This is a genomic window from Primorskyibacter sp. S87 (genome assembly GCF_049801055.1).
In the GTDB taxonomy this organism is placed as follows: domain Bacteria; phylum Pseudomonadota; class Alphaproteobacteria; order Rhodobacterales; family Rhodobacteraceae; genus JBNAGF01.
In genome coordinates this window covers 551735-575021 of sequence record NZ_JBNAGF010000001.1, presented here as the reverse complement: position 1 = coordinate 575021, position 23287 = coordinate 551735, and the positions used below count along the sequence as shown (strand labels likewise).

Annotated in this window: 25 protein-coding genes and 2 tRNA genes; 14 read left to right on the top strand and 13 right to left on the bottom strand. The window is 59.3% G+C overall.

The features are described 5' to 3' along the window. Positions 1 to 80: 80 nt before the first annotated feature. Together hisB and hisH are read left to right on the top strand one after the other, a co-directional pair. Positions 81 to 668: an imidazoleglycerol-phosphate dehydratase HisB gene (gene hisB, locus ACP15U_RS02895; protein ID WP_425043616.1), complete on the top strand. Its 588-nt coding sequence runs from the start codon at positions 81 to 83 to the stop codon at positions 666 to 668. 56 nt (positions 669 to 724) lie between these two features. Continuing rightward, on the top strand, positions 725 to 1363 hold the full coding sequence (gene hisH, locus ACP15U_RS02890; protein WP_425043615.1) for an imidazole glycerol phosphate synthase subunit HisH: 639 nt from the start codon (positions 725 to 727) through the stop codon (positions 1361 to 1363). Between the two features lie 36 nt (positions 1364 to 1399). On the opposite strand, the gene ACP15U_RS02885 is transcribed toward hisH, so the two are convergent. Beyond that, positions 1400 to 1786 carry a DUF2147 domain-containing protein gene (locus tag ACP15U_RS02885; protein ID WP_425043614.1) on the bottom strand — a complete coding sequence of 129 codons (387 nt, stop codon included), beginning with the start codon at positions 1784 to 1786 and terminating at the stop codon, positions 1400 to 1402. A gap of 134 nt (positions 1787 to 1920) precedes the next feature. Here ACP15U_RS02885 and hisA point away from each other — a divergent pair, with 134 nt between their 5' ends. Then, the gene (hisA, locus tag ACP15U_RS02880; protein ID WP_425043613.1) at positions 1921 to 2643 is read left to right on the top strand and encodes a 1-(5-phosphoribosyl)-5-[(5-phosphoribosylamino)methylideneamino]imidazole-4-carboxamide isomerase; all 723 of its coding nucleotides are present in this window, start codon (positions 1921 to 1923) and stop codon (positions 2641 to 2643) included. 92 nt (positions 2644 to 2735) lie between these two features. Here the strand turns inward: hisA and ACP15U_RS02875 are convergent, their stop codons facing one another. Beyond that, positions 2736 to 3110: a hypothetical protein gene (locus ACP15U_RS02875; protein ID WP_425043612.1), complete on the bottom strand. Its 375-nt coding sequence runs from the start codon at positions 3108 to 3110 to the stop codon at positions 2736 to 2738. A gap of 140 nt (positions 3111 to 3250) precedes the next feature. Between ACP15U_RS02875 and hisF the strand changes: the two genes are divergently transcribed. From hisF to ACP15U_RS02860, 3 genes are all read left to right on the top strand, one after another. Beyond that, complete coding sequence (gene hisF / locus ACP15U_RS02870) at positions 3251 to 4012, top strand: imidazole glycerol phosphate synthase subunit HisF (RefSeq protein ID WP_425043611.1); 762 nt, start codon at positions 3251 to 3253, stop codon at positions 4010 to 4012. A gap of 17 nt (positions 4013 to 4029) precedes the next feature. After that, positions 4030 to 4347, top strand: a complete 318-nt coding sequence (locus tag ACP15U_RS02865) for a phosphoribosyl-ATP diphosphatase (protein WP_425043610.1) — start codon at positions 4030 to 4032, stop codon at positions 4345 to 4347. A gap of 73 nt (positions 4348 to 4420) precedes the next feature. Beyond that, on the top strand, positions 4421 to 5008 hold the full coding sequence (locus tag ACP15U_RS02860; RefSeq protein ID WP_425043609.1) for a hypothetical protein: 588 nt from the start codon (positions 4421 to 4423) through the stop codon (positions 5006 to 5008). A gap of 24 nt (positions 5009 to 5032) precedes the next feature. Here ACP15U_RS02860 and ACP15U_RS02855 read toward each other — a convergent pair whose 3' ends face one another. From ACP15U_RS02855 to rlmB, 4 genes are all read right to left on the bottom strand, one after another. Next, positions 5033 to 5503, bottom strand: a complete 471-nt coding sequence (locus tag ACP15U_RS02855; protein ID WP_425043608.1) for a CoA-binding protein — start codon at positions 5501 to 5503, stop codon at positions 5033 to 5035. Between the two features lie 201 nt (positions 5504 to 5704). Next, entirely contained in the window at positions 5705 to 6160 is a 456-nt protein-coding gene (locus ACP15U_RS02850; RefSeq protein WP_425043607.1) for a YHS domain-containing (seleno)protein, read from the bottom strand. 183 nt (positions 6161 to 6343) lie between these two features. Then, positions 6344 to 6496 carry a hypothetical protein gene (locus ACP15U_RS02845; protein ID WP_425043606.1) on the bottom strand — a complete coding sequence of 51 codons (153 nt, stop codon included), beginning with the start codon at positions 6494 to 6496 and terminating at the stop codon, positions 6344 to 6346. 211 nt (positions 6497 to 6707) lie between these two features. After that, a complete protein-coding gene (gene rlmB / locus ACP15U_RS02840; RefSeq protein WP_425043605.1) occupies positions 6708 to 7481 on the bottom strand; it encodes a 23S rRNA (guanosine(2251)-2'-O)-methyltransferase RlmB in 774 nt (257 codons plus the stop codon). 115 nt (positions 7482 to 7596) lie between these two features. On the opposite strand from rlmB, the gene ACP15U_RS02835 reads away from it, so the two are divergent. Next, positions 7597 to 7680 (top strand) — tRNA-Tyr (locus ACP15U_RS02835). A gap of 145 nt (positions 7681 to 7825) precedes the next feature. Here the strand turns inward: ACP15U_RS02835 and ACP15U_RS02830 are convergent. The 3 genes from ACP15U_RS02830 to ACP15U_RS02820 all read right to left on the bottom strand — a co-directional run bounded on the left by ACP15U_RS02830 (position 7826) and on the right by ACP15U_RS02820 (position 10546). Continuing rightward, entirely contained in the window at positions 7826 to 9160 is a 1335-nt protein-coding gene (locus ACP15U_RS02830) for an 8-oxoguanine deaminase (protein ID WP_425043604.1), read from the bottom strand. A 131-nt stretch (positions 9161 to 9291) separates the two neighbouring features. Then, positions 9292 to 10092, bottom strand: coding sequence for a histidinol-phosphatase (hisN, locus tag ACP15U_RS02825; RefSeq protein ID WP_425043603.1), 801 nt, complete (start codon positions 10090 to 10092; stop codon positions 9292 to 9294). 85 nt (positions 10093 to 10177) lie between these two features. Continuing rightward, on the bottom strand, positions 10178 to 10546 hold the full coding sequence (locus tag ACP15U_RS02820) for a helix-turn-helix domain-containing protein (RefSeq protein WP_425043602.1): 369 nt from the start codon (positions 10544 to 10546) through the stop codon (positions 10178 to 10180). A gap of 279 nt (positions 10547 to 10825) precedes the next feature. On the opposite strand from ACP15U_RS02820, the gene ACP15U_RS02815 reads away from it, so the two are divergent. Beyond that, the gene (locus tag ACP15U_RS02815) at positions 10826 to 11782 is read left to right on the top strand and encodes an NADPH:quinone oxidoreductase family protein (RefSeq protein ID WP_425043601.1); all 957 of its coding nucleotides are present in this window, start codon (positions 10826 to 10828) and stop codon (positions 11780 to 11782) included. A 12-nt stretch (positions 11783 to 11794) separates the two neighbouring features. Here ACP15U_RS02815 and ACP15U_RS02810 read toward each other — a convergent pair whose 3' ends face one another. Beyond that, a complete protein-coding gene (locus ACP15U_RS02810) occupies positions 11795 to 12673 on the bottom strand; it encodes a LysR family transcriptional regulator (RefSeq protein WP_425043600.1) in 879 nt (292 codons plus the stop codon). A 127-nt stretch (positions 12674 to 12800) separates the two neighbouring features. Here ACP15U_RS02810 and ACP15U_RS02805 point away from each other — a divergent pair, with 127 nt between their 5' ends. Continuing rightward, entirely contained in the window at positions 12801 to 13010 is a 210-nt protein-coding gene (locus ACP15U_RS02805; protein ID WP_425043599.1) for a DUF1127 domain-containing protein, read from the top strand. A 188-nt stretch (positions 13011 to 13198) separates the two neighbouring features. Next, the gene (locus ACP15U_RS02800) at positions 13199 to 13981 is read left to right on the top strand and encodes a Bax inhibitor-1/YccA family protein (RefSeq protein ID WP_425043598.1); all 783 of its coding nucleotides are present in this window, start codon (positions 13199 to 13201) and stop codon (positions 13979 to 13981) included. Between the two features lie 81 nt (positions 13982 to 14062). Here ACP15U_RS02800 and ACP15U_RS02795 read toward each other — a convergent pair whose 3' ends face one another. Further along, positions 14063 to 16312 (bottom strand): heavy metal translocating P-type ATPase, encoded by a 2250-nt coding sequence (locus ACP15U_RS02795; protein WP_425043597.1) that lies wholly within the window; start codon positions 16310 to 16312, stop codon positions 14063 to 14065. A gap of 149 nt (positions 16313 to 16461) precedes the next feature. On the opposite strand from ACP15U_RS02795, the gene ACP15U_RS02790 reads away from it, so the two are divergent. Continuing rightward, positions 16462 to 16890 carry a MerR family transcriptional regulator gene (locus ACP15U_RS02790; protein ID WP_425043596.1) on the top strand — a complete coding sequence of 143 codons (429 nt, stop codon included), beginning with the start codon at positions 16462 to 16464 and terminating at the stop codon, positions 16888 to 16890. Between the two features lie 120 nt (positions 16891 to 17010). After that, positions 17011 to 18423 (top strand): cardiolipin synthase, encoded by a 1413-nt coding sequence (gene cls, locus ACP15U_RS02785; protein WP_425043595.1) that lies wholly within the window; start codon positions 17011 to 17013, stop codon positions 18421 to 18423. Here cls and ACP15U_RS02780 read toward each other — a convergent pair. Beyond that, complete coding sequence (locus ACP15U_RS02780) at positions 18407 to 19537, bottom strand: mechanosensitive ion channel family protein (RefSeq protein WP_425043594.1); 1131 nt, start codon at positions 19535 to 19537, stop codon at positions 18407 to 18409. The genes cls and ACP15U_RS02780 overlap by 17 nt on opposite strands. Positions 19538 to 19814: 277 nt before the next feature. On the opposite strand from ACP15U_RS02780, the gene ACP15U_RS02775 reads away from it, so the two are divergent. Next, positions 19815 to 22109 (top strand): xanthine dehydrogenase family protein molybdopterin-binding subunit, encoded by a 2295-nt coding sequence (locus ACP15U_RS02775; RefSeq protein ID WP_425043593.1) that lies wholly within the window; start codon positions 19815 to 19817, stop codon positions 22107 to 22109. 299 nt (positions 22110 to 22408) lie between these two features. Here ACP15U_RS02775 and ACP15U_RS02770 read toward each other — a convergent pair. Then, a tRNA-Leu gene (locus ACP15U_RS02770) sits at positions 22409 to 22495 on the bottom strand. A gap of 126 nt (positions 22496 to 22621) precedes the next feature. On the opposite strand from ACP15U_RS02770, the gene ACP15U_RS02765 reads away from it, so the two are divergent. Continuing rightward, positions 22622 to 23281: a DsbA family oxidoreductase gene (locus ACP15U_RS02765; protein WP_425043592.1), complete on the top strand. Its 660-nt coding sequence runs from the start codon at positions 22622 to 22624 to the stop codon at positions 23279 to 23281. Positions 23282 to 23287 lie beyond the last annotated feature (6 nt).

Here is a 23287-nt window from a genome sequence, read left to right as displayed (position 1 = left end):
CACATGACCTGCCCTGACCGGTCTTGGAAGCTCGGACACCCTTGCGTATAAGTGCGACCGACCAATAGGGAATTCATATCATGCGCCGCGCCAGCATCAGCCGCTCGACCGCCGAGACCGAGATCACCGTCGAGATCAACCTCGACGGCACCGGGGTCTATGACAACCAGACGGGCGTGGGTTTTTTTGACCACATGCTGGATCAGCTGTCGCGCCATTCTCTGATTGACATGACTGTCCGCGCCAAGGGTGACTATCACATCGACGACCACCACACGGTCGAAGATACCGGGATCGCGCTGGGTCAGGCGCTTGCGCAGGCGTTGGGCGACAAGAAAGGCATACGCCGCTATGGCGAATGCCATCTGCCGATGGATGACGCGCAGGTCCGCTGTGCCCTCGATCTGTCGGCCCGGCCCTACCTTGTGTGGAATATGGAGATCCCAACGCCGAAAATCGGCAGTTTCGACACCGAACTGGTGCGCGAGTTCTTTACCGCATTCAGCACGCATGGCGGCATCACCCTGCATGTCGACCAGCTGCACGGGTTCAACAGTCACCATATCGTCGAAGCCGGCTTCAAGGCGGTGGCCCGCGCTCTGCGCATGGCGGTCGAAACCGACCCGCGCAAGGCCGATGCCATTCCGTCGACCAAAGGCGCGCTCTAAACCGCTGGAACCAGAATTTGTCGGTTTCGCCCCTCCGGCGTGACAAAGGAAAATAAATGCTGACCGCCATCATCGACTACGAAAGCGGCAATCTCCACTCGGCCGAAAAGGCCTTTCAGCGCATGGCGAGCGAAACCGGCGCCTGTGATGTCGTTGTGACCGGCGACGCCGATGTCGTGGCCCGCGCCGACCGGGTTGTTTTGCCCGGTGACGGCGCCTTTCCGGCCTGCGCCGCGGCTTTGCGCGGCCATTCCGGGTTGTTCGAGGCATTGCGCGAAGCGGTCGAGACCCGTGGTCGCCCCTTTCTTGGCATCTGTGTCGGCATGCAACTGATGGCCAGCTGGGGCCGGGAGTACGAGGACACCGAAGGGTTGGGCTGGATTGACGGCGAAGTGGTGAAGATCACTCCGACAGACTCCGCGCTCAAGGTTCCGCACATGGGCTGGAACGATCTGGTCATCGATCATCCGCACCCTGTTTTCGACGGCGTGAAATCCGGCGAGCACACTTATTTTGTGCATTCCTACCAGTTTCACGTGACCAACCCGGCCGAGCGTCTGGCCCATGTGGACTACGGCGGCGACGTCACTGCCGTAATCGGGCGCGACACCATGCTGGGAATGCAGTTCCACCCAGAAAAAAGCCAGAGCACCGGGCTCCGGCTGATTTCGAACTTTCTGAACTGGATGCCATAGCCCTCAAGAGGCCAACTGTCGGCATTTACACCGAGATCAGTTTACCCGGCTCCAGGTCTGCTTGGAGCAGATCAGCCCGCCGGCAACGCAGCCGCGCAGGGCAAGGCTGTCCCCGGACAGATCCATTTTGCCGATGTAGATTTTGTCATTCGACGGTCGCCAGACCTCGCCGGCATAGGAACCGTCCCCATTTGGCACCATGTCGATCACCAGCGTCTTGCCGACATTTGGTGACTGGTATTCTCCGTCATCGTTGAACGTCCGCGCGATCTTGCCACAGATCGCCGCACCACATGGGGCCATTTCGATATGCGCGTAAGATCCGTCGTCAGGCTGGGTTTTCCACGTCCCAAGCACCGGATCGGCTTGTGCAATGCCTGCCAGCCCGATCGTCGCGACAGCGACCAGAACCGTTTTCTTCATTGTTGTTCCTCCCTGATTTGATGACACTGTGACGCGTGTTCCCCAAACAGATCAAGGCTGACTTCGGGTCGCGTTGCATGTCCCGGCGCATCCGTGCCATATCCCGCGGCAGACCAAGCGAAAGGCCGCCAGACATGATCCTCTACCCTGCAATCGACCTCAAGGACGGCCAGGCCGTGCGACTTTTGCGCGGCGACATGGACAAGGCCACCGTGTTCAACGAAGACCCGGCAGCTCAGGCGCTGGCCTTTGTCGAGGCTGGCTGCGAGTGGCTTCATCTTGTTGATCTGAACGGTGCATTTGCTGGTGAACCCGTGAACGCGGCGCCGGTCGAATCGATCCTGAAGACCTGCAAGGTCCCGGCCCAGCTGGGCGGCGGCATCCGTGACATGAAAACCATCGAAACCTGGCTCGATAAAGGGCTGGCGCGGGTGATCCTTGGCACCGTGGCCGTGGAAAGTCCCGACCTCGTGCGCGAAGCCGCCCGCGCCTTCCCCGGCAAAGTCGCCGTCGGCATCGATGCGCGCAACGGTCGCGTTGCCACCAAGGGCTGGGCCGAGGAAACCGATGTCATGGTCACCGATCTCGCCCGCAGCTTCGAGGATGCCGGCGTCGCCGCGATCATCTACACCGACATCAACCGCGACGGCGCCATGCAAGGGCCCAACGTCGAGGCCACCGCCGATCTCGCCCGCGCGGTGTCCATCCCTGTCATCGCCTCTGGTGGCGTGTCATCTCTGGCCGATCTCGTCGCTCTGCGCGACTGCGGCGCCGACCTCAACGGCGCCATTTCAGGGCGCGCACTTTACGACGGTGCGCTGGACCTCAACGAGGCCCTTAAAACACTGGCCTCCTGATCCTTTCGCTCCGCACGGGTCAGCGACTATATCGACGACGGCGGCAACGGGCCTAGCGCCAGTCCTGAAGCGTGTGCCTGAAGCGGGTCTTCCTACTTCATCCGCCAGACCTGTTTGCGCTTGTTCCCGTCCTTGTAGGGTTGGAATGTTTTGCCATCGACCCTTTCGATGTGCCAGCATCCGCTACCACTGCCCCAATCTTCGCACCACATGCCGTCTTTGACGAACCATTTCGCATTGTACTTCTCGCCACCGAAATTGCCGACAACTTTTCCTTTTTTGCGGCCCTTGCCATAGGTCTGAGCCCACTGTGTTTTACCGTCTTGTTCTGAAACGCCATACAATGTCGAGCCCGGGAATGTCGCGACAAGCTGCTGTTCGGTCATGAAATCCGCTGCCGAGGCCAAAACTGGCAAAGCTGCAAGCGCCGTTGCAGAAAATATCATGCGAAAATGCAAAACGGGCATAACTCTATCCTCCCATAACAAACAATAGGCTCAGCATATCACATTTTGGCTGTCCATCGGAGCGCACGCGTGATCAGGAACAGGTCGCGGACCGCCTCCTCCCTCTTTCCTCTCCCGGCAAACCGGGCCATAACAGAGCCATGCTGAAGACCCGCATCATACCTTGCCTTGACGTGGCCGATGGCCGAGTGGTCAAGGGCGTCAACTTCGTCGATCTGGTGGATGCCGGTGACCCTGTGGAATCGGCCAAGGCCTATGACGCGGCCGGTGCCGACGAGCTTTGTTTCCTAGACATCCATGCGACCCACGAAAACCGTGGCACCATGTACGACGTGGTGCAGCGCACGGCCGAGCAATGCTATATCCCCCTCACCGTGGGCGGCGGCGTTCGTTCACGCGAGGACGTTCGCGACCTGCTGCTGGCAGGCGCCGACAAGGTCTCGTTCAACTCTGCAGCCGTTGCACGCCCTGACGTGGTGGCCGAGGCCGCCGACCAGTTCGGCAGCCAATGCATTGTCGTGGCCATCGATGCCAAGACGGTGTCGCCCGGCAAATGGGAAATCTTCACACATGGCGGACGCCGGCCTACAGGAATTGACGCGGTCGAGTTCGCCAGAACTGTTGTCGCCAAGGGCGCCGGGGAAATCCTGCTGACCTCGATGGACCGTGACGGAACCCGAGCCGGTTTCAACCTGCCGTTGACCCGCGCCATTTCCGACGCGGTGGATGTTCCTGTCATCGCATCGGGTGGCGTGGGCACGCTGGATCACCTTGTCGAAGGCGTCACCGAAGGCGGCGCCAGCGCCGTGCTGGCCGCCTCGATCTTCCATTTCGGCGATTACACTATCCTCGAAGCCAAGGAACACATGGCCGCCGCTGGAATCCCGATGAGACTGAACTGAACAGAACCGAGGCCGACATGAGCATCCTGCACGATCTCGCCACCACGATCGAAGCCCGCAAGGGAGCAGATCCGGACAGCAGCTGGACCGCCAAGCTTCTGGCCAAGGGGCCGGAGAAATGCGCCGAGAAATTCGGCGAGGAAGCAATCGAAGCGATCATTGAGGCTGCCAAGGGCGACCGGGCGAAGCTTACAAGCGAGGCGGCTGACGTGTTGTATCATCTTCTGGTCATGCTCGCTGCGCGGGACGTCACACTTAACGATGTGCTGACCGAACTTGCCCGACGACAAGGCACCAGCGGAATTGACGAAAAGGCCGCCCGACCCACCTCATGAGCGACGAAACGCAAGCTATGCCAGATCATGCACTGTAGCGGCGCCCGGAATTCAACCTCGAAAGATATTGCCTATGCGGATACTGAAATCTCTTGCTGGCGCAGCGCTGGCCCTTTCGGTTCTTGCAGGCTGTGCCGGGCAACCCACGGTGACCCGCAACGCGGTTTCGCAATCCGAAGTAGAAGGGCTTGCTGATGCCATTCGGGACCTCGGGCCCGGTGTCGATCCGGCCGAGGCCGACCGCGCCGCACGCATCGCATATGATTATGCCCGGCAGCTTGCCGTGACTTACAACGTCACGGACCCGCCGCTGGTGCACAATGCCAAGGTGAACAGCGGTATCCGCGAACGAGGCATCTGCGTGCACTGGGCCGAAGATATCGAGGCGCGGCTAAAGCAGGAGAACTTTCGCACGCTGCAATTGCATCGTGCCATTGCAGATCCCGACAATCCGTTTCGGGTAGATCACAGCACCGCAATCATCAGCCGCCGCGGCGACACGTTGTATCAAGGCATTGTTCTGGACGGCTGGCGCAACAGCGGCGATCTGCACTGGGCGCCTACTCTGGCCGACACCCGCTACAATTGGCGGCCCCGGCTCGACGTTCTGTATGATAAGCAATTGGCCCGCGAAAGACGGCAGGCGGCGGCAGCCAACTGAGCAGGTCGATGTCGGGCTTGATCCTCAGATCTTGGACGAGATGATCCCGGTTGCGAAACCGCCCATTCTGAGTTCACCGAAGAGCCGCTGATACTCGATCTTTGGGCAACGATCCATCACCACGTCGATACCCTGTGAACGCGCCTTGCCGGCCGCCTCGTCATGCATGACACCGATCTGCATCCAGATCGTTTTGAGCGACGGAAAGCTCGACAGAGCCTCATCCACGATGCCGGGAACCGCCTCGGAGCGGCGAAAGATATCCACCATGTCCACCGGTGCGTCGATTTCGGACAATGAGCCGATAACCGTTTCTCCGAACAGTTCTTTTCCCGCATGGCCCGGATTGACCGGGATCACGCGATATCCTTTCAGACCGAGATACCGGGCCACGTAGTAACTGGGCCTCACCGGATTGAGCGAAACCCCCACAACGGCAATCACCTTTGTGCGAGACAGGACATCGTTGAGAAAGTTGTCGGAATACGTCTCCATTCCCGGACCCTATCGCGCGGCACGAAAAGAAAAAAGCGCCCAAGGTCGAAACTTTGGGCGCTAGGTATGGAACGAGGGACAGTGAAATGACCCGCGGCAGTTCCGTTCCGCGGTCACTGTGTCATTTAGGTCCAAAAGGAGAAATAAAAAGGGTTGATCACGATTTTTTCATAGACAAGCGGAAAATTTGCAATTTTCCGCCTATTCACCCAGCACCGCCGGCCAGTTTGCCTCAGCCTGGGCAATAAACCCGGCCCGATCTGCTCTCCACCGCTCCGCGACAGCCGGGGAATGGATCAAATACAAGTGACCATTCACAATTTCCCATGAAAGCGGATCGGTTCCGATCGTATAACCCTGTGACACAGCATAGGCGCAATACCCCCCGAATTGCGGGGCATAGGCGCGGGGATTGGCTTCGAATCTGATTCGATTCTCTTCATTGGCAAAATGCCAGATCGCCCCTTTCCACATCACGGCTATGCCTGACCGTCCCTTTTGGGGACCGTCGGCCATAAAGTAGCTGACCGGATCGAACCCGCCTATGGCCGACTGCTGAGAGGAATAGAATACCGGCTCATCAGCCAATACGAACGAAGGTGTCATCAGAACCGGCAGCGCAACAAGGCTGGCAAGAATTTGGCGTCGCAGGGGCATAGATCTCCCGATCAGATCAGAACGTGGATTCAAGATGCATTCTCGGCTGCTTTCCGCCAAGAGGCCTGACGTGGTTGTGAACGTGACGTGTGCCGTGCACGGCACAGAGAGAGACCGCGTTTGAAACGAGGACCGCTATAGCTCGCGCTCTGGGCCGGACTGCGGCACACCGAGTGTCGCAGATCAGTCGAATATGTCCTCGACCGTATCCCATGCCTCTTCGACGAGCTTTGCCCAGATACCCTTGCGGCGCCTTTTGGAAACCTTTTTGGGTTTTTGCACCTTCGGCCTTTTGACCGTTTTCTCGGAAACCGAGGTCGCTGTTGGTTTGGACATTACGCGCTCAGTTCGCAACCTCTTGATCTGCTGCAACGGTGCTCCGCACGAGCCACAGGACAGAGTGTGTCGATTGCCTTGCGCGGGGACAAGCATGGCCCGCGTTCCGCAGTAACAGCAGGTCGCGATCTTTGGGCTACCCATGCCAATGCTCCTTCTCTCGGCGTCCGCTCACGGCCGCATCGCTACAACCTGCGCCTGTCTCTTCCGCTCATCGGGGCTGCGATGCATATAGGGCGATAGCCGCCGCGTTGGAGACATTGAGTGAGCCAAATCCCCCTGCCGCGTCGATTTTGACCAGCTGATCAGCTGTATCCTTGGTCTTCTGGCGCAATCCGGGCCCCTCGGCGCCCAGAACCAGAGCGACGGGGCGTGCCTTGACTTCGCCAAGCGCTGCCTCGATCGTATGCTCGGCTTCTCCGTCAAGACCAAGCACGAGGAAGCCCATGCCCTGCAGCTCGACAATGGTATCCGCAAGGTTGCGCACCCGCAGGTAAGGTTGACGCTCAAGGGCACCGCTGGCCGTCTTGGCCAGCGCCCCTGTTTCGGGTGCCGAGTGATGGCGCGTTCCGATCACCGCGCTTGCGCCGAGCACTTCGGCAGAGCGCAGGATCGCCCCGACATTGTGAGGATCCGTAACACGATCAAGAAGGATCACCCGCGGATTCTCCCGGCCAATACAGTTTTCTGCAAGCCCACCCCAATTCAGTGGCCGAACTTCGAGCGCCGCACCCTGATGCACGGATCCCGGATCAATCGGAGCCGTGAATTTGCGCGGATCGGCAAGCTCGGGCTCCATGCCCGACACAGCGATCGCCTCGGAAAGTTTGTCCTGCGCATTTCGCGTCACGATCAGCCGCAACCGTTCGCGCCGGGGGTTCATCAGCGCATCGCGGACCGCGTGCAGACCAAACAGCCACACCGTTTCCGACGCTGCTGTCTTGCGCGCCTTTTCCTTCTCGACCACCCATTTGGGTTTCTTCATCTGACCGGCCTCCGGGCCCTGTAATGCGTTTCTGGCGCGATGGGAGATTTTCCTGTTGACGCCCCTTTTGCACGCTAGTAATCACGCCTCCACGTCAGGCGCAACGCCTGAGAGTGGGCGACAGGCCGCAAGGTGTGGCAGGGGACTGTAACTCCCTCGCGGAGACGCACGCCTGGTTCGATTCCAGGGTCGCCCACCACTCTCACACAAAATTGTTGACCTCTTTCCGCCGATTTTCCTGTCGGGCATTCGGTTTTTCGGAAGCGTCCACTGCACGCCTTAAGGGTAAGCCCAAGAAAATGACCGAGCGCCGACGGCGGCGCCCGGCCACGACAGACCGGGACCTAACCGGCCAGCGCCTGCGCCAGCTGGTTCTGCCGCTCAATGACACGCGGCAAGTCAATCGTTGTCACTTGCCCGTCCCGGACGACCTGACGGCCTTCCACGATGAGATCGCGCACGCTCGTCGGCCCGGCCAGCAGCAGCGCCGCCGGATCCCAACTGCCGGCGCTCTCGACGCCCGTCACATCCCACAGCGCGATGTCCGCCCGCTTGCCCACCGCAAGCCGTCCGCAATCAGGCCGGCCCAGCACGTCAGCACCACCGCGGGTTGCAATCTCAAGCGCCTCTCGCGCAGACATGGCATCGGCTCCTCGGGTCACCCGTTGCAGCAGCATGGCCTGACGGGCTTCGAGTACGAGATTGCCAATGTCGTTGCTGGCCGATCCGTCGACGCCCAACCCAACGGGAACGCCGGCATCCCGCATCGCTCGAACCGGGGCAATTCCCGACCCCAAGCGGCAATTCGAACACGGGCAATGAGCTACCCCAGTCCGAGTTCTCGCAAACAAATCAATTTCCTGCCCGTCGAGTTTAACGCAATGCGCGTGCCAGACATCCGGCCCGGTCCAGCCAAGATCCTCGGCATATTGACCGGGCCTACACCCGAACTGCGCCTCGCTATAGGCAATATCTTCGTCATTTTCGGCCAGATGGGTGTGTAGCATGACGCCCTTGTCCCGCGCCAGCAGGGCCGCATCGCGCATCAGGTCACGGCTGACTGAAAATGGCGAACAGGGTGCCAGACCCACCCGGCACATGGATCCTTCGGACGCGTCGTGAAAGGCGTCTACGACGCGGATCATGTCCTCCAGAATTTTGGGCTCCGCCTCGACGAGACTGTCCGGCGGCAGACCACCGGCACTCTCACCGATGCTCATCGCGCCGCGTGTCGGATGGAACCGAACACCAATCTCCGAGGCAGCGGCGATGCTGTCATCCAGCCGGGACCCGCCGGGATAAAGGTAAAGATGATCCGATGTCAGCGTGCATCCCGAAAGGGCCAGCTCGGCCAGCCCGGTCAGGGTCGAGACGTGGATCTCTTCGGGGCCAAATCTTGACCAGATCGGATACAGCGTCTGCAACCATCCGAAAAGCAGCGCATCCTGTCCGCCCGGAACTGCGCGCGTGAGGCTTTGATAGAGATGATGATGCGTGTTCACCAATCCCGGTGTCACCACGCATTTGCTCGCGTCAATGCTGTCCCCATCATGGGTCAGATCGGTGCCAATCGCGGCAATAGAGCCGTTACTGATCAGGATATCGGTGTTGGAAAGTTCGCGCCGGTCATCATCCATGGTCAGGATGGTGCGGGCATTGCGGATCAATAGGTCAGTCATGTCGTACTCCGTCCGTCGCGCCCGTCTCAGACGAAGTTTATAAGGCGACGGGGGAAAACGGGCAGAAGACCCGACGCAGGGTCAAGTCTAGCAACTGGCCACCGCCCCGGCAAGCCTGCCGGGACACGCCTTCAGAACCCGGAGAGGATACTCAGCGCCTGCGCGTGAAGGTCCCGATTGGCAGCCGCCAAGGCCCGACCGCCATTATGGGCCGGGCCGCCCTGCCAATCGGTTACGATACCGCCAGCAGCCTCAATGACTGCAATCGGCGCCTGAATGTCATAGGCATTCAATCCTGCCTCGATCACCAGATCGACCTGACCCGCGGCCAGCAGCGCATAGGCATAGCAATCCATTCCGTATCGCGTCAGCTGAACCTGCCTCGAAACAGCCCTGAAAGCCTCGGCTTCGGTTTCGCTACCGACTTCGGGAAATGTGGTGAACAGCACGGCCTGCCCCAGCGACGCCGTTGTCCGGGTTTCCAGAACCTTCCCGCCCTGAGGCCCGGTCATTTCTGCGAACCCGGCTCCTCCGGTGAACCGCTCGCCAATGTAAGGCTGGTCGATCACTCCGAGGATTGGCCCTTCGCCATTCGACAATGCGATCAGGACGCCCCAAGTCGGCGTTCCGCTGATGAAGCCGCGCGTTCCGTCGATCGGGTCGAGAACCCAAGTCCGGCCGGACCTCCCCTCGTGGGCGCCGAATTCCTCGCCCAGAATGCCATCGTCGGGGCGGTGTTCCGAGAGGATGGAGCGCATCGCTTCCTCGGCCGCCCGGTCAGCCGCTGTGACGGGATCAAACCCGCCCGGCGCGTCTGCCTCCTTGTTTTCGGCAGTCAGATCGGGTCGGCGAAAATAGGGGAGAGTGGCCGCACGCGCGGCATCCGCGAGAAGATGAGCGATCTCGAGATCGGAGCGGTGATCTTGTGTCATGGCATCCGAGTGCCATTCTGATCGCCAATAATCAAGGCCAAGCCCGCCCGGACCCGCCCTTGTTCACACTGTGCGCGAGGTTTGCTTAAGCGACGTCGCTCAGAACGCGGGCCAATTCGAACAAACGGCGACGCTGGTTTTCCGGGATCGCATAGTAGGAGCGAACCAGATCCAGAGCTTCCTTGTCACCCATCAGATCGGTTGGAATCGACTTGTCGCCGGCGGCCTTGGCCTCTTCTTCGAGACCTTCGAAGAAAAAGCTCACCGGAACATCCAGCGCATCCGCAATATCCCAAAGGCGTGAAGCGCTGACACGATTCGCCCCGGTTTCATATTTCTGGATCTGCTGGAACTTGATGCCGACCTGTTCAGCAAGTTGCTGTTGAGTCATGCCGATCAACCATCGGCGGTGCCGCACTCTCTTACCGACATGAACATCCACGGGATGGGTCATTGGTGTCACCTCATGCATAAACCTGATAACCGTCCGGGCACAGACACTAAGGACAAGGACCCAATCCAGTCAGGCACCTGTTTTCCCTGATCCCACCAGTGCGCCCCGAACCGCACCGCTCTCTACTTTAAGTGGTTTTTGCATTATTTCAACCCGGTTGATTCCAACAAGCCTAACGCGAACTTAAGGTTGTGAAGGCAACTTGAAATGCTGTCATTGCATCCAAGCCGGAGGCGGATTAGCAGAAACCCTGTCGAGTTCGTTTCCGGAGGACGCAGCATGCGCGCATATCGAATGGTCGAGGCCGGTGAATCTGCCAAGTTGGTCGACGCCCCCTGCCCCGATCCCGGCCCCGGCCAGATCAAGGTGCGGATCCGCGCCTGCGGTTTGAACTTTGCCGACTTGCTGATGCAGAAAGGCACCTATCAGGACACCCCGCAAACACCCTTTACTCTGGGAATGGAAATTGTGGGCGAAATCATTGGTCTGGGCGATGGCATCGGCACCCGGACCGTCGGTGAGAGGGTCATGGTCTATTCCGGACAGGGTGGTCTGGCCGAGTACGGGGTTTTCGACGCGGAACGGGCTGTCCCAATACCGGATGCAATGACAGACGAACATGCCGCTGCCCTTCAGATCGCCTACGGGACCAGTCACATGGCATTGGACCACCGGGCCCGTTTGCGACCGGGCGAAACCCTTCTGGTGACTGGCGCGGCCGGAGGCGTGGGACTGACAGCGGTGGAAATTGGCAAGCTGATGGGCGCACGGGTGATTGCCCATGCGAGAGGCGCAGAGAGGCTTGCCGTTGCCGAGGCTGCCGGAGCCGACCACCTGATCGACGACAGCGAAGACTTACGGGCCCGGGTTAAGGATCTGGGAGGTGCGGACGTAGTGTATGACGCAATCGGAGGCGATGTTTTCAAGGCTGCCTTCCGCGCGACCAACCCCGAGGGTCGGATTCTGCCCATCGGCTTTGCCGGGGGCGAGGTGCCACAAATTCCGGCCAATCACCTGCTGGTCAAGAACCTGACAGTGATCGGGTTTTACATTGGCGGCTACCTCAAGTTCCGCCCCGAAGCTGTTGCAAACAGCTTCGAAAAGTTGATCGAATGGTATCAGGCCGGCAAACTAAATCCGCATGTGAGCCATGTTTTACCGCTTGGACAGGTGGCAGAAGGCATGGCCCTGCTGCGGGATCGCAAGTCAACCGGCAAGGTCGTCATCAAACCCTGATCCCACGGCGCCTCAACTCGCCGCACGAAGTTGTGGACGGCTCAGCCCTTCAAAGCTCTGACGAACAAGATCAGCCAACTGCTGGACCAGCTCGGACTGGCTGCCCCCGGTTACGTAAAGCAGGATCTTTTGCGCCGGAAGGTCAGGCAGAGTGCCATTGTGGTCGATCTGCTTGAGATGCGGAGGCTCGGTGCCGTCCAATACCGCGTGCACCGCAAGATCGGCGCTGACCGTGGCCTCGATGGTCCGGTCGGATTCAGTCTCCACCGCGAGGTCCCACTGTATTCCGGCCGCATCCAGCGCAGCAATCACCTTGGGCCGAAAGATGCAGTGACGCCCGAACGCCAGTCGCAGCGGGCGCTGCCGCCAAGCAGACCCGTCCGGGGCACCGATCCAGCGAAGAGGCAGCTCCGAGATGACCTCGCATCCCTCGCCGGCCTCGGTTTCGGTGGTCAGGATCAGGTCGCACTCTCCTTTGGCATGAAGCTCCTTCAGACGGCGGGTAAAGGACGAAATCAGCTGCACCTTGACGCGCGGATAGCTTGCCGCAAACCGCTGCAAAACGCGCGGAATGGCAGGGTAGACGATATCGTGCGGCACCCCGAGCACGATCTCGCCTTCAAACGCGGTATCGGTCAGCCGACCGATCACCTCGTCATTAAGCGCAACCATCCGACGCGCATAGGCAAGCAGCTGATCTCCTTCGGCTGTCAGGGCGATCGTACGACCCGACCTGTCCAGCAATTCGACGTCCAGCAATTCCTCAAGCCGCTTGAGTTGCATGGAAACCGCGGATTGGGTCAGATGCAGAAATCCGGCCGCCCGGGTAACTCCGCCATTGTCGGCCACCGCAACGAAGCTGCGCAGCGTGGTGATGTCGAGATTTCTCATTATCACAAACCTTGATGGATAACTTCAAAAACATTCGTTTTAAAAATGAAACACACTTCGGCATATAGATCAAGGAAATTGATGTGATGACGGAGACTCATCAGGAAACCCGGAAAGGAAACACGTTATGACCTATACTTGCGCAAACCACACCACCGCCCCCCGGCGCCGCCCTGCCCTGACTGCAGCCACCCGCCTTGTGTCGGTCTGGCGCCAACGTCAGGCGCTTCGCCGATTGGACGATGCGCGCCTTGCGGATCTGGGTCTTACACGCTCGCAGGCCGCCGTCGAGGCCAAGCGTCCGATCTGGGATGCACCCGAAACCTGGCTGCGCTGAACGGTCAACCTGCCCAGTTCCTTCCCGTGTTCGGGCACGCAATCGGCGGGAAGGAGCAGAATTTTGGGCGAATTCACTGTATTCCCGCCTGCGAGAGACTTGAATTCGCCGCCTCCCTTGCCGATATTCCCTTTTGAGAAACCGCCGGTTCGCGCCGGCGGTCCAACAGGTTGTAATGGAGACCCTTGATGGCTGAATTCGACACGATCCGGGCAACGGCAACAGCCGGCACGCGCACCGCCCAGATTGACGAGGGCCTGCGCGCCCACATGAACAAGGTCTACGGCACGATGTCCGTAGGCATGCTGATTACCTTTGCCGCGGCCTGGGCCATCTCCGGCCTTGCCGTGACCAGCGACCCGTCTGCCGCTGTGGCCCAGATCGGCGTTGACAAATATCTGACCTCGCTCGGCGCGGCGATCTACACATCGCCTCTGAAGTGGGTGATCATGTTCGCCCCGCTGGCATTTGTCTTTGGCATGGGGGCCGCGATCAACAAGCTATCGGCTTCGGCTGCACAGCTGGTGTTCTACCTTTTTGCAGCGGTCATGGGCCTTTCGATCAGCTCGATCTTTTTGGTCTTCACCGGTGAATCGATCGTTCAGGTCTTTCTGATCACCGCCATCGCCTTTGCAGGTCTGTCCTTGGTTGGCTACACCACCAAGAAAGACCTCAGTGCCATGGGCACGTTTCTGATCATGGGCCTTATCGGCCTGATCGTGGCCTCGATCGTCAATATTTTTCTGGCCTCATCGGCCATGGCCTTTGCGATCTCGGCGATTGGCGTTCTGATTTTTGCCGGCCTCACCGCCTATGACACTCAGAACATCAAGAACACCTATCTTCAGCACGCCCATTCGGGCGACAGCGAATGGCTGGGCAAGGCCGCGATCATGGGTGCGCTGAGCCTGTATCTGGACTTTATCAACATGTTCATGATGCTGCTCTCGCTGTTCGGCAACCGGGAATAACCCGACAGCAATCCGACGAGACAGAAACCCCGCCAGAGCAACTCTGGCGGGGTTTTTCTTTGCTTGGTGCGGCGACGAAAATCATTCAGCTTTGCCCGGGTTCAACAGCCTGAGCGCGTTGGCTACCACGGCCAGCGAGACCCCGACATCGGCGGCGATCGCCCCCCACATGGTCGCCATACCCATTGCAGTCAGGGCAACGAACACCGCCTTTGTCGCCAGCGCCACGCTGATATTCTGACGGATCACGCCCATCGTGCGGCGGCTATGGCCCACCAGCCAAGGGAGTTTGCTTATGTCATCGCTCATCAGGGCGATGTCCGCAGTTTCGATGGCGGCGTCCGAACCAACCGCGCCCATGGCTATGGCAAAGTCGGCCCGAGCCATGGCCGGCGCATCGTTTACACCGTCACCGATCATCGCAACCACGTCATGTTCACGGGTCAGCGCTTCGATTGCGGTTACCTTGTCCTGCGGCAAAAGCCCCGCCTGAACATCGTCGACCCCCACAGCACCGGCCACGGCCCGAGCGGTTCGGGGGTTGTCTCCGGTCAGCATGACGATCTTTGCGACCCCCATCTCATGCAACCGGGCAATGACCGAGCCCGCATCGGGGCGGATACGGTCTCGCAACTCCAGAACACCCAACAAGACCGCCCCGTCGCCAACCGCAACCAATGTGCTGCCCGCATCCTCGATCCGCCTTGCGAGATCCAAAGGTATCTCTGCCCCCTTTTCGGCAGCAAAGCGGGCCGACCCCAACCAGACGGAACGGCCCTCAATCTCACCTTCCACGCCGCGTCCCGGCACGGTCCGGGTGTTGGCGGCAGGGGCCACGGAGCCAGCGCGTGACAGAATCGCGCGCGCAAGCGGATGCGAAGAACGTGCTTCGAGAGCTGCGGCGATCACCAGCAATTCCCGCTCGCTGCCCGACAAGGCGATCAGATCGGCCACTTCCGGTTCGCCCTCGGTTATGGTCCCGGTCTTGTCCATCGCAAGCGCGGTCAGCCGACCCGGTATCTCAACATAGGCGCCGCCCTTGATCAGCACGCCGTTGCGCGCAGCGGCGGCCAGGGCTGCCACGATGGACACCGGGGTCGAAATAACGAGCGCGCAGGGGCATGCTATGACGAGCAGAACCAGAGCATTGTAAAACCAGGTGGCCCAGTCCGCGCCGAACAGGGGCGGGCCCAATGCGATCAACACCGCCAACCCCATGATGATCGGCGTGTAGATGCGGGCAAATCGTGTCACCCATTGTTCGACCTCGGCGCGGCGGGAATGGGCATCGCTGACCATGCGGGTAATCCGGGCAAGCACGGTGTCGGTCGCCGGTTTGGTCGCCCGGATCGTCAGGGTGCCGTCGCCGTTGATCGTTCCGGCATAGACTTCGTCACCGGCGTCCTTGGCAACGAGCGCGCTTTCGCCGGTGATTGGGGCCTGATCCACCGCCCCTGCCCCGCTGACAACAATCCCGTCCAGTGGAACCCGGTCGCCCCCGCGCACCACGAAACGGGTGCCGACAGTCACCTCTGCCGGGGGGACATCGCGCTCGGTTCCGTCTGGCCCGATCACCCGCGCCACGGGTGGTGCCAGATCCAACAGCGCGGATATCGCATTGCGGGCGCGCCCCACGCTCCAGCTTTCCAGCGTCAGGGACAGGGCAAAGAAGAAGGCAACGGTGGCAGCTTCGAAATACTCGCCCAACGCGATCGCCCCGGCGACCGCAACGATCATCAGCAGGTTCATGTCCGGTGCCAGCCGCCGCGCGGCCGACCATGCCTTTGGTGCAACCAGCCACGCTCCGAACACAACGGACAGCAGAAAACAGGCGGTCTCGACCGCAGGCATCGCAACAGCGCCATGACCTGAAAAAATCTTCAACAGACCAGAGGCTCCGGTCTCGACCACGTGATAGCCAAGCCCCAGCGCCCAGAAGCTTGCCGACAACAGGGTGAACCTTATCTGCCGGGCAAAATGAGCGGCATGATCTTGGTTTGCGCCAGCTTGGTCCCAAGGTTTTGCCTGCATGCCGGTGCTTGCGACGATCTTCTGGATTTCTGCATCGGTCAGCGGCTTGGCACTTTGCAGCACCGTCATCCGGGCATTTATCACGTCAAAGGCAAGGTGCGCTTCGCCGCCAAGTTCAGGCGCAAGCACCGTGTTCAGAATCGCCACCTCTTCAGCACAATCGAGACCCGTGACATGGAAATTGCGTCCTTCTCCGCCCAGAGCGGTTGGTTTCGGGATCTTGGTATGCCCCCCGCAACATCCTTGAGAATTGTCACGTGCAGCATCTGGTTGGTGTGTGGTCTGGCCATCATGTGGCATTCTGGTTGCTCCGGAATCTTGATCTTTCCCCGAGGATAGGACCTCTAGCAACTGTAGCTTCAAGCAATTTCTTTCACTTTTTTGGCTCTTGCCTGACCGCTTGCCAACCGTTACTCAATTGACAAAACTACAGTCGCTATAGGTTCATAATGTTCTCCATCGGTGCGTTATCCCGAAAAACCGGAACAAAGGTTCAGACCATCCGGTATTACGAACAGATCGGGCTTCTGAACGAACCGGACCGCAGCCCGGGCGGTCAACGGCGCTACACCTCCGAGGATCTCGACCGGCTGGCCTTCGTGCGGCACGGTCGGCAGCTTGGCTTTTCGCTTGATGCCATCCGGGAATTGCTGGATCTGGCGGATCATCCGGATCAACCTTGTTCCGAGGCGGATTCCATTGCCCAGCGCCAGCTGGTGCAGGTGCAACAGCGGATTCTGCGCCTCAAGGCGCTGGAAAAGGAACTCAAGAGAATGATCTCGGAATGCGCCGGGGGTCGGGCTGGCGACTGCCGTGTTCTGGATGTTCTGCGCGACCATTCCGAATGCCTGACCGATCACGACAGGATCGGAGAATAGACACGCAGCAACACTCGCCCGGTCAGGCCGGTCTGCTCTGGATCGTGTCCAAATGTTTGTGTCCGTGGCGTTTTTGGCGCTAACCTGCGATCTAGACCGCGCAAGAAAGGGAGATTTCACGTGTCGATCGAGATAGGCCTGATTCTTCTTTTACTGCTCGAAGCTTTCGCCCTGTATTGTGCAGTACTGGCCGTGCGCCACGCCCGCACACCGCAAGGGTCGGTCGCCTGGGTCGTCTTTCTGATCGCCGCCCCCTACGTGGCTGTTCCCGCCTTTCTGTTTCTCGGCAGTTTCAACTTCGATGGGTATCTGACAGGCCGGCGCGACAGCGAGGAAATCATAAGCGGCCTGCAGGCGTTCAAACAGGAACATGCACCGAACCTGAAAGAAAACTCGGGATTGTATGACGCCTTGGAACACATTGGCGATATTCCCGTCGGGGCAGGAAATGATCTTGAGTTGCTGATCGACGGAGAAGAAACCTTCAACGCTATATTCGGGGCAATCGAGACTGCCCAGAATTACGTACTTGTCCAGTCTTACATCATCAATGACGACAAAGTCGGGGGACGGCTGCGTGACGTTTTGCTGGACCGGGCCCGGAATGGTGTGAAGGTCCGGTTGATCTATGATGCCGTGGGCTGCATCAAACTACCCAAACAGTATCTTGAAACCCTGACCGAAGGGGGCGTCGAAGTCGTGAACGCACACGCACGTGGCGGGCCAAGGAGCCGGTTCCAGATCAACTTTCGCAATCACCGCAAAACGGTTGTGGTTGACGGCAAGGTTGGCTTCACCGGTGGCTTGAACATGGGCGACGAGTATATGGGCGAAGACCCGAAATTCGGCCTCTGGCGCGATACCCATGCCCGGCTGTCCGGTCCGATCGTTCAACAGCTGCAACTGATTTTTGCCGAGGACTGGCACTGGGCGACAACCGAAAACCTGATTGGCGACCTCAACTGGGACATAACACTTGCCGAGGCCAACAAGGACGGGATCATCGTCGCGACCGGACCGGGGGACCGGTTCGATACCGGAAGCCTTTATTTCTGTTCGCTGATCAATGCCGCAACGGAAAGGTTGTGGATCGCGTCGCCCTATTTCGTGCCGGAAAATGACATCCTGACCAGCCTGAAACTCGCTGCCATGCGCGGTGTCGACGTCAAAGTCCTGACACCTGAAGTGATTGACCACAAGATCCCGTGGCTGGCAGCACTGGCCTATTTTGATGAAATCATCGCAGCCGGTGTAGAAGTCTGGCGATACAACGAAGGCTTCATGCATCAGAAAGTCGTTCTGGTGGATGACAAGATTTCATCAGTCGGCACGACCAATCTGGACAACCGGTCCTGCCGCCTGAATTTCGAAGAAACCGCGATCATCTTCGACAAGGAAACAGCAGATCAGACTGCCGCCATGTTCGAGGCCGACTTTGCCAGATCGTTCCGGTTGTCGCAGAAACTGTCAGAGAGGAAGTTCAGCGAACGCCATGGAGCGCCCATCGCGCGTCTGTTCAGTCCGCTGCTTTGAAATCCGGCAGGCTGCGCGGATCGACATTCAGGGTCTGAGTCGGATAAGCGAGCCCTGTCCCCGCGGCGCGGGTCACCTTCAGAATTTCAAAGGTCAGTCTTTCGGTCGCGGCAAGGAACTGCTCGTAATCCGGCCCGATCGTCCAGACATAGATCAGGATATCTACCGAACTCGGACCAAGCTCTGCCACATAGATGTAATCAGGCGCATCGCTGCCAAGCTCGAAGTCCCCGCAGGATTTGTGGTATTCGCGCAGCCCATCACGCACGGTTTCGATCTGTTCCTGTGTGGACGACCGCAACAAGGGCACTTTCAACATGACCCGCCTGTGGCTGCGAGCCGAATAATTCAGTACGATCGTGTTGGACAGTTCAGAGTTGGGAATATGACGGGGGATCTGGTCAAACCCGACAACGAGCGTGGATCTCAGATCGATCCTCTTTACGGTCCCGACAAACTGACCTTCGACCTCGATCGCATCGCCGGTCTCGAACCGCTTTTCGCTGATATTGGTCATTCCAGCAACGAGGTTGCGGATCAGGTCCTGGGTGGCGATGGCCAGCCCTGCCCCCAGAACACCGACCCCGGTAAGGGCGCCTGAAATGTCTATCTGCCAGACCTTGAGCAACGACGTCAGGCCAAACAGCAAAATGGCAAATTGCGTGATCCTCTCGATCCAGCCCGCTTCCGACGTCACAAGGCTGGATTTATCGTTTTGCAGCAGCGACGCAAACGGCCCGCTGAGTTGGAACCAGGCCCCGAAGATGGCGACGATGGCAACCGACGCCAAAACTCTGTTCAGGAATACTTTGGCCACACCGTCCGGGACCAGAATCTCAAAGGTCACATAGACCGAGAAGGTCACGATCAGGATTTCTGCGGCTGTTTTGAGCTGCCCGGAAACCTCGTCGCTTAACGCGACATCGAACCGTTTCAGAAGCGCCCTCACGGCGACAAGGCACAAGGCTGAGATACGCTTGCGCAGGATGAACACCAAGAACACACCAACAAGCGGCCAGATCAGGGCCTCCACCGTCAAATACGACAGCAGGGAATCGATTTCCTTGCCGGTCTCATCCAACACCGAAGACGCGGCTTCCGAAGCTGGCTCCATTCAGTGGCCTCATCCTTGTCATATCTCGTTGAAAACCTTGGCACCGGTTCCGCCGGTTTGCCAGCCAATTGTTTCGGCAGGTATTCGGTATCCTTCGCTGAAAGCAAAAAGCCGATTAGACATGTGGCCCGAACAACGGGCTGCCACCGGCCCGAGAATTTCTGATTTTCCGGCTCAAGCCGGGAACATCATTTCCGGCGTCGCTTAATGCTAGGTGTTTGGTCCCGATGGTGACAATGTTCAGAGTTACTGCCCTTGTCGCAAGCAGGAGAATCTCATGAAGAAATTCGGAGCCCGCCGCCGCTGGACTCGGCGCGAGGATGTCAGGCTGCTGCAAGGCCAAGGAACATTTGTCGAAAATACAGCGCCGCCCGACGCGCTTTATGCCCATTTCTTCAGATCGCCGGTCGCCCATGCCAAAATAACAAAGCTGGATCTGTCCGAAGCCCGTGAGATGCAGGGTGTGCATCTGGTGTTGGCTGCCGCTGACCTTCACGCCGCCGGGATCGTCGACGGGCTGCCCTTTGAGGTTCTGGTATGCCCGGATGGCAGCACCGGGGCCGCGCCGCGTCGCCCGCTGCTGGCAGAAGACAAGGTGCGCTTTGTCGGCGAACCTCTTGCCGTGGTCATCGCAGAAACACCTCATATCGCCAAGGATGCGTGCGAACAGGTTGAATTCGAATACGAAGAAATTTCGGCGCACACCCGTCTCAGCGAAGGTGGACCCCCATTGCACGCAGAGGTGCCGGACAACTGTGCATTTCATTGGTCCAAGGGGGATATCTCTGCCTGTCAGGCTGCCTTTGAACGGGCTGCGCACAAGGTATCCAGATCCGTGCGAAACAACAGGATCACGGTCAATTCAATCGAACCGCGCGGGTGCTATGCTCTGCCCTCGGATGGAAGGCTGCATGTCGCGGTCAATGGTCAGGGTGTCGACAGCACACGGGATTCGCTGTCGCAGATCCTTGGCCTCGCACCGGAGACAATCCGGGTGACGACACCTGATGTGGGTGGTGGCTTCGGTATGAAGGCCATGTCCTATCCCGAGCCCATTCTCGTGGCCTATGCAGCGCACGAATTGCAACGCGCCGTCCGCTGGATGTCCGAGCGTATTGAGGCAATGCAGACCGATGCCGGCGCACGTGATCTGGAGCACCTGGCCGAGATGGCATTTGACGAAAACTACCGACTGATCGGGTATCGCGTCGATACGGCGTGCAATCTGGGGGCCTATAACAGCGATCTGGGTCAACTCATCCAAACCGACTATTTTGCAATGGTCCTGACCGGTGCCTATCACGTTCAGAACTGCGCCCTGAACGTAAAGGGCATCTACACCAACTCGGCACAGACAGATGCCTATCGCGGGGCCGGACGTGCCGAGGCGAGTTATCTTCTTGAACGGATGATGGACTATGCCGCCAATGATCTCGGCGTGGACCCGTGGGAGCTGCGACGCCGGAATTTCATCCAGCCCGGTCAATTCCCCTACTCCACCGCCATGGGAGAGCAATATGACCCGGCTGATTACGAAAAGGTTCTCAACCGAGCCGCAAGTATCGCAGATATTGATGGTTTCGAGCGGCGCAAGGCTGCCAGCGGATCCCAGGGTCGACTTCGCGGGATCGGGTTGAGTTACTACATCATGAACGCCATCGGCAGCTCCAAGGTCAGCACGCGGCTGGATTTTTTAGAAGACGAAAAAATCAAACTGACGGTTCCCTCCCAATCTGCCGGACAGGGGCATGAAAGCGTGTTTACGATGTTCCTGGCGGATCATTCCGGCCTTCCCGAAGACAGGATCAGTATTGAACAGGGTGACAGCGACAGGGTGGGCATCGGAGTGGGAACCGGCGGCTCAAGCTCGGCCACAACCGTTGGCAATGCAACTTTGGTGACGGTTGCCAATACGGTCGAGGCGTTCCGACCGGTTCTGGCCGAAGCCATGGGTGTTGATCCCCAAGAAATCGAATTCGATGGGGAGACATTTCGGGCGCCCGGCTCGAACCTGACGCCCTCCCTGCTGGATGCCGCAGAAATGATCCGCGCTGCGGGGCGCCTCGATCTACTCTCGGTCGAAGGTGTTGGCGAGATTGACACCTGGGCCTTTCCAAACGGCGCCCATGTTGCAGAGGTCGAGGTCGACCCCGAGACCGGATCTGTAACGCTCGACCGGTACACGGTGGTGAGTGATTTCGGAAACCTGCTCAATCCCGTGTTGGTCGAAGGGCAGGTCCACGGAGGCTGCGCGCAGGGAATCGGACAGGCGCTGATTGAAAACACCGCGTTCGATGAGGATGGTCAGCTTCTGACAGCAAGCTTCATGGACTATGCGATGCCACGAGCCACCGACTTTCCTGCCTTCGACTACTGCAATGAACCAGTGCCCTCCTCAGCAAACCCGTTAGGGGTAAAGGGCTGCGGCGAAGCGGGAACCGTTGGCGCGATCGCAGCCGCCGCCAATGCCGTCGCCGACGCGCTGCGGGGCCATGAAACCAAGCAGATCGACATCCCGCTTACCCCCGGTCGTATCTGGGCTCTGGTGCAAGGTCGCGCGGACAAACACTAACCCCGGGCTGGGGCGCGACCAACGCTGTTGGTTCGCCCTGTGCAATTCCGCAGACCATGGAACGCCCTGCCAGCAAAGTTACAACTGATCCGCCGGTGAGGCGTGGTCAGTTGAAGTGTCTTCGTGCTCGGACTTTAGATTGGTTTGGGACAGGAACAGCGGACCCGACAACCCGAATCTCGAGGCGTAACGACCAGGTTCATAGGGTTCTTCATCCGATCCGTGTGTCAAAAAACGGGTAATCGAACACCGACATCTGCACAAAAAGTACCGATCAACAGCAGATTGTCTGAGAAAGATGGTGCGGTCGAGAAGACTCGAACTTCCACGGGTGTTACCCCACAGCGACCTCAACGCTGCGCGTCTACCAATTCCGCCACGACCGCACTGTCAGGCTTGGTGTAGGGGCGTATAGACGAGGCTTTGGGGGATGTGAAGAGGCAAAAACACGGGATGGATTGATTTCCGGTATCGGTGCAATATCCCGACGTGGTGATCCGCAGGAGCAACCCATGACGACCGATCCATCTCGCCCGGTTCTGCAGATTGATATCGTTTCAGATGTGGTGTGCCCATGGTGTATCGTGGGCTATCGTCAACTGGATCGCGCCCTGTCCCGAACCGGTGTTCTTGCGCACCTTCGCTGGCACCCGTTCGAGCTGAATTCCACAATGCCGGCCGAGGGGCAGAATCTGCGCGACCATATCATGGAAAAATACGGCACGACTGCCGCGCAGAGCCAACAGGCGCGCGAGCAACTGACAAGGCTAGGGAAAGAAGTGGGGTTTGAGTTCAATTTCAGCGACGACAGCCGCATTGTGAACACGTTCCAAGCCCATCAGCTATTGGACTGGGCCGAAGGCAAAGGGCGACAGCACCCTCTGAAGCTGGCCCTGTTCACCGCCTATTTCACCCAAGGCAGGGACGTGTCCCAAATCGATGTTCTGGTCGCAGCGGCCGGAGAGGCCGGGCTTGACCCTGACGCGGCGCGCGAAGCGCTGCGGTTGGGCGATCATGCCGCCGCTGTGCGAGAAAAGCAGAAATTCTGGACCGATCGGGGCGTGCGCGGAGTGCCCGCAATGGTTTTCGGCGGAAAATACCTTGTGACCGGCGCACAGGGCGAAGACACATATGTCCAGGTGATCGAACGCTGTCTGGCCGAAGCCGCCTGACCCCTT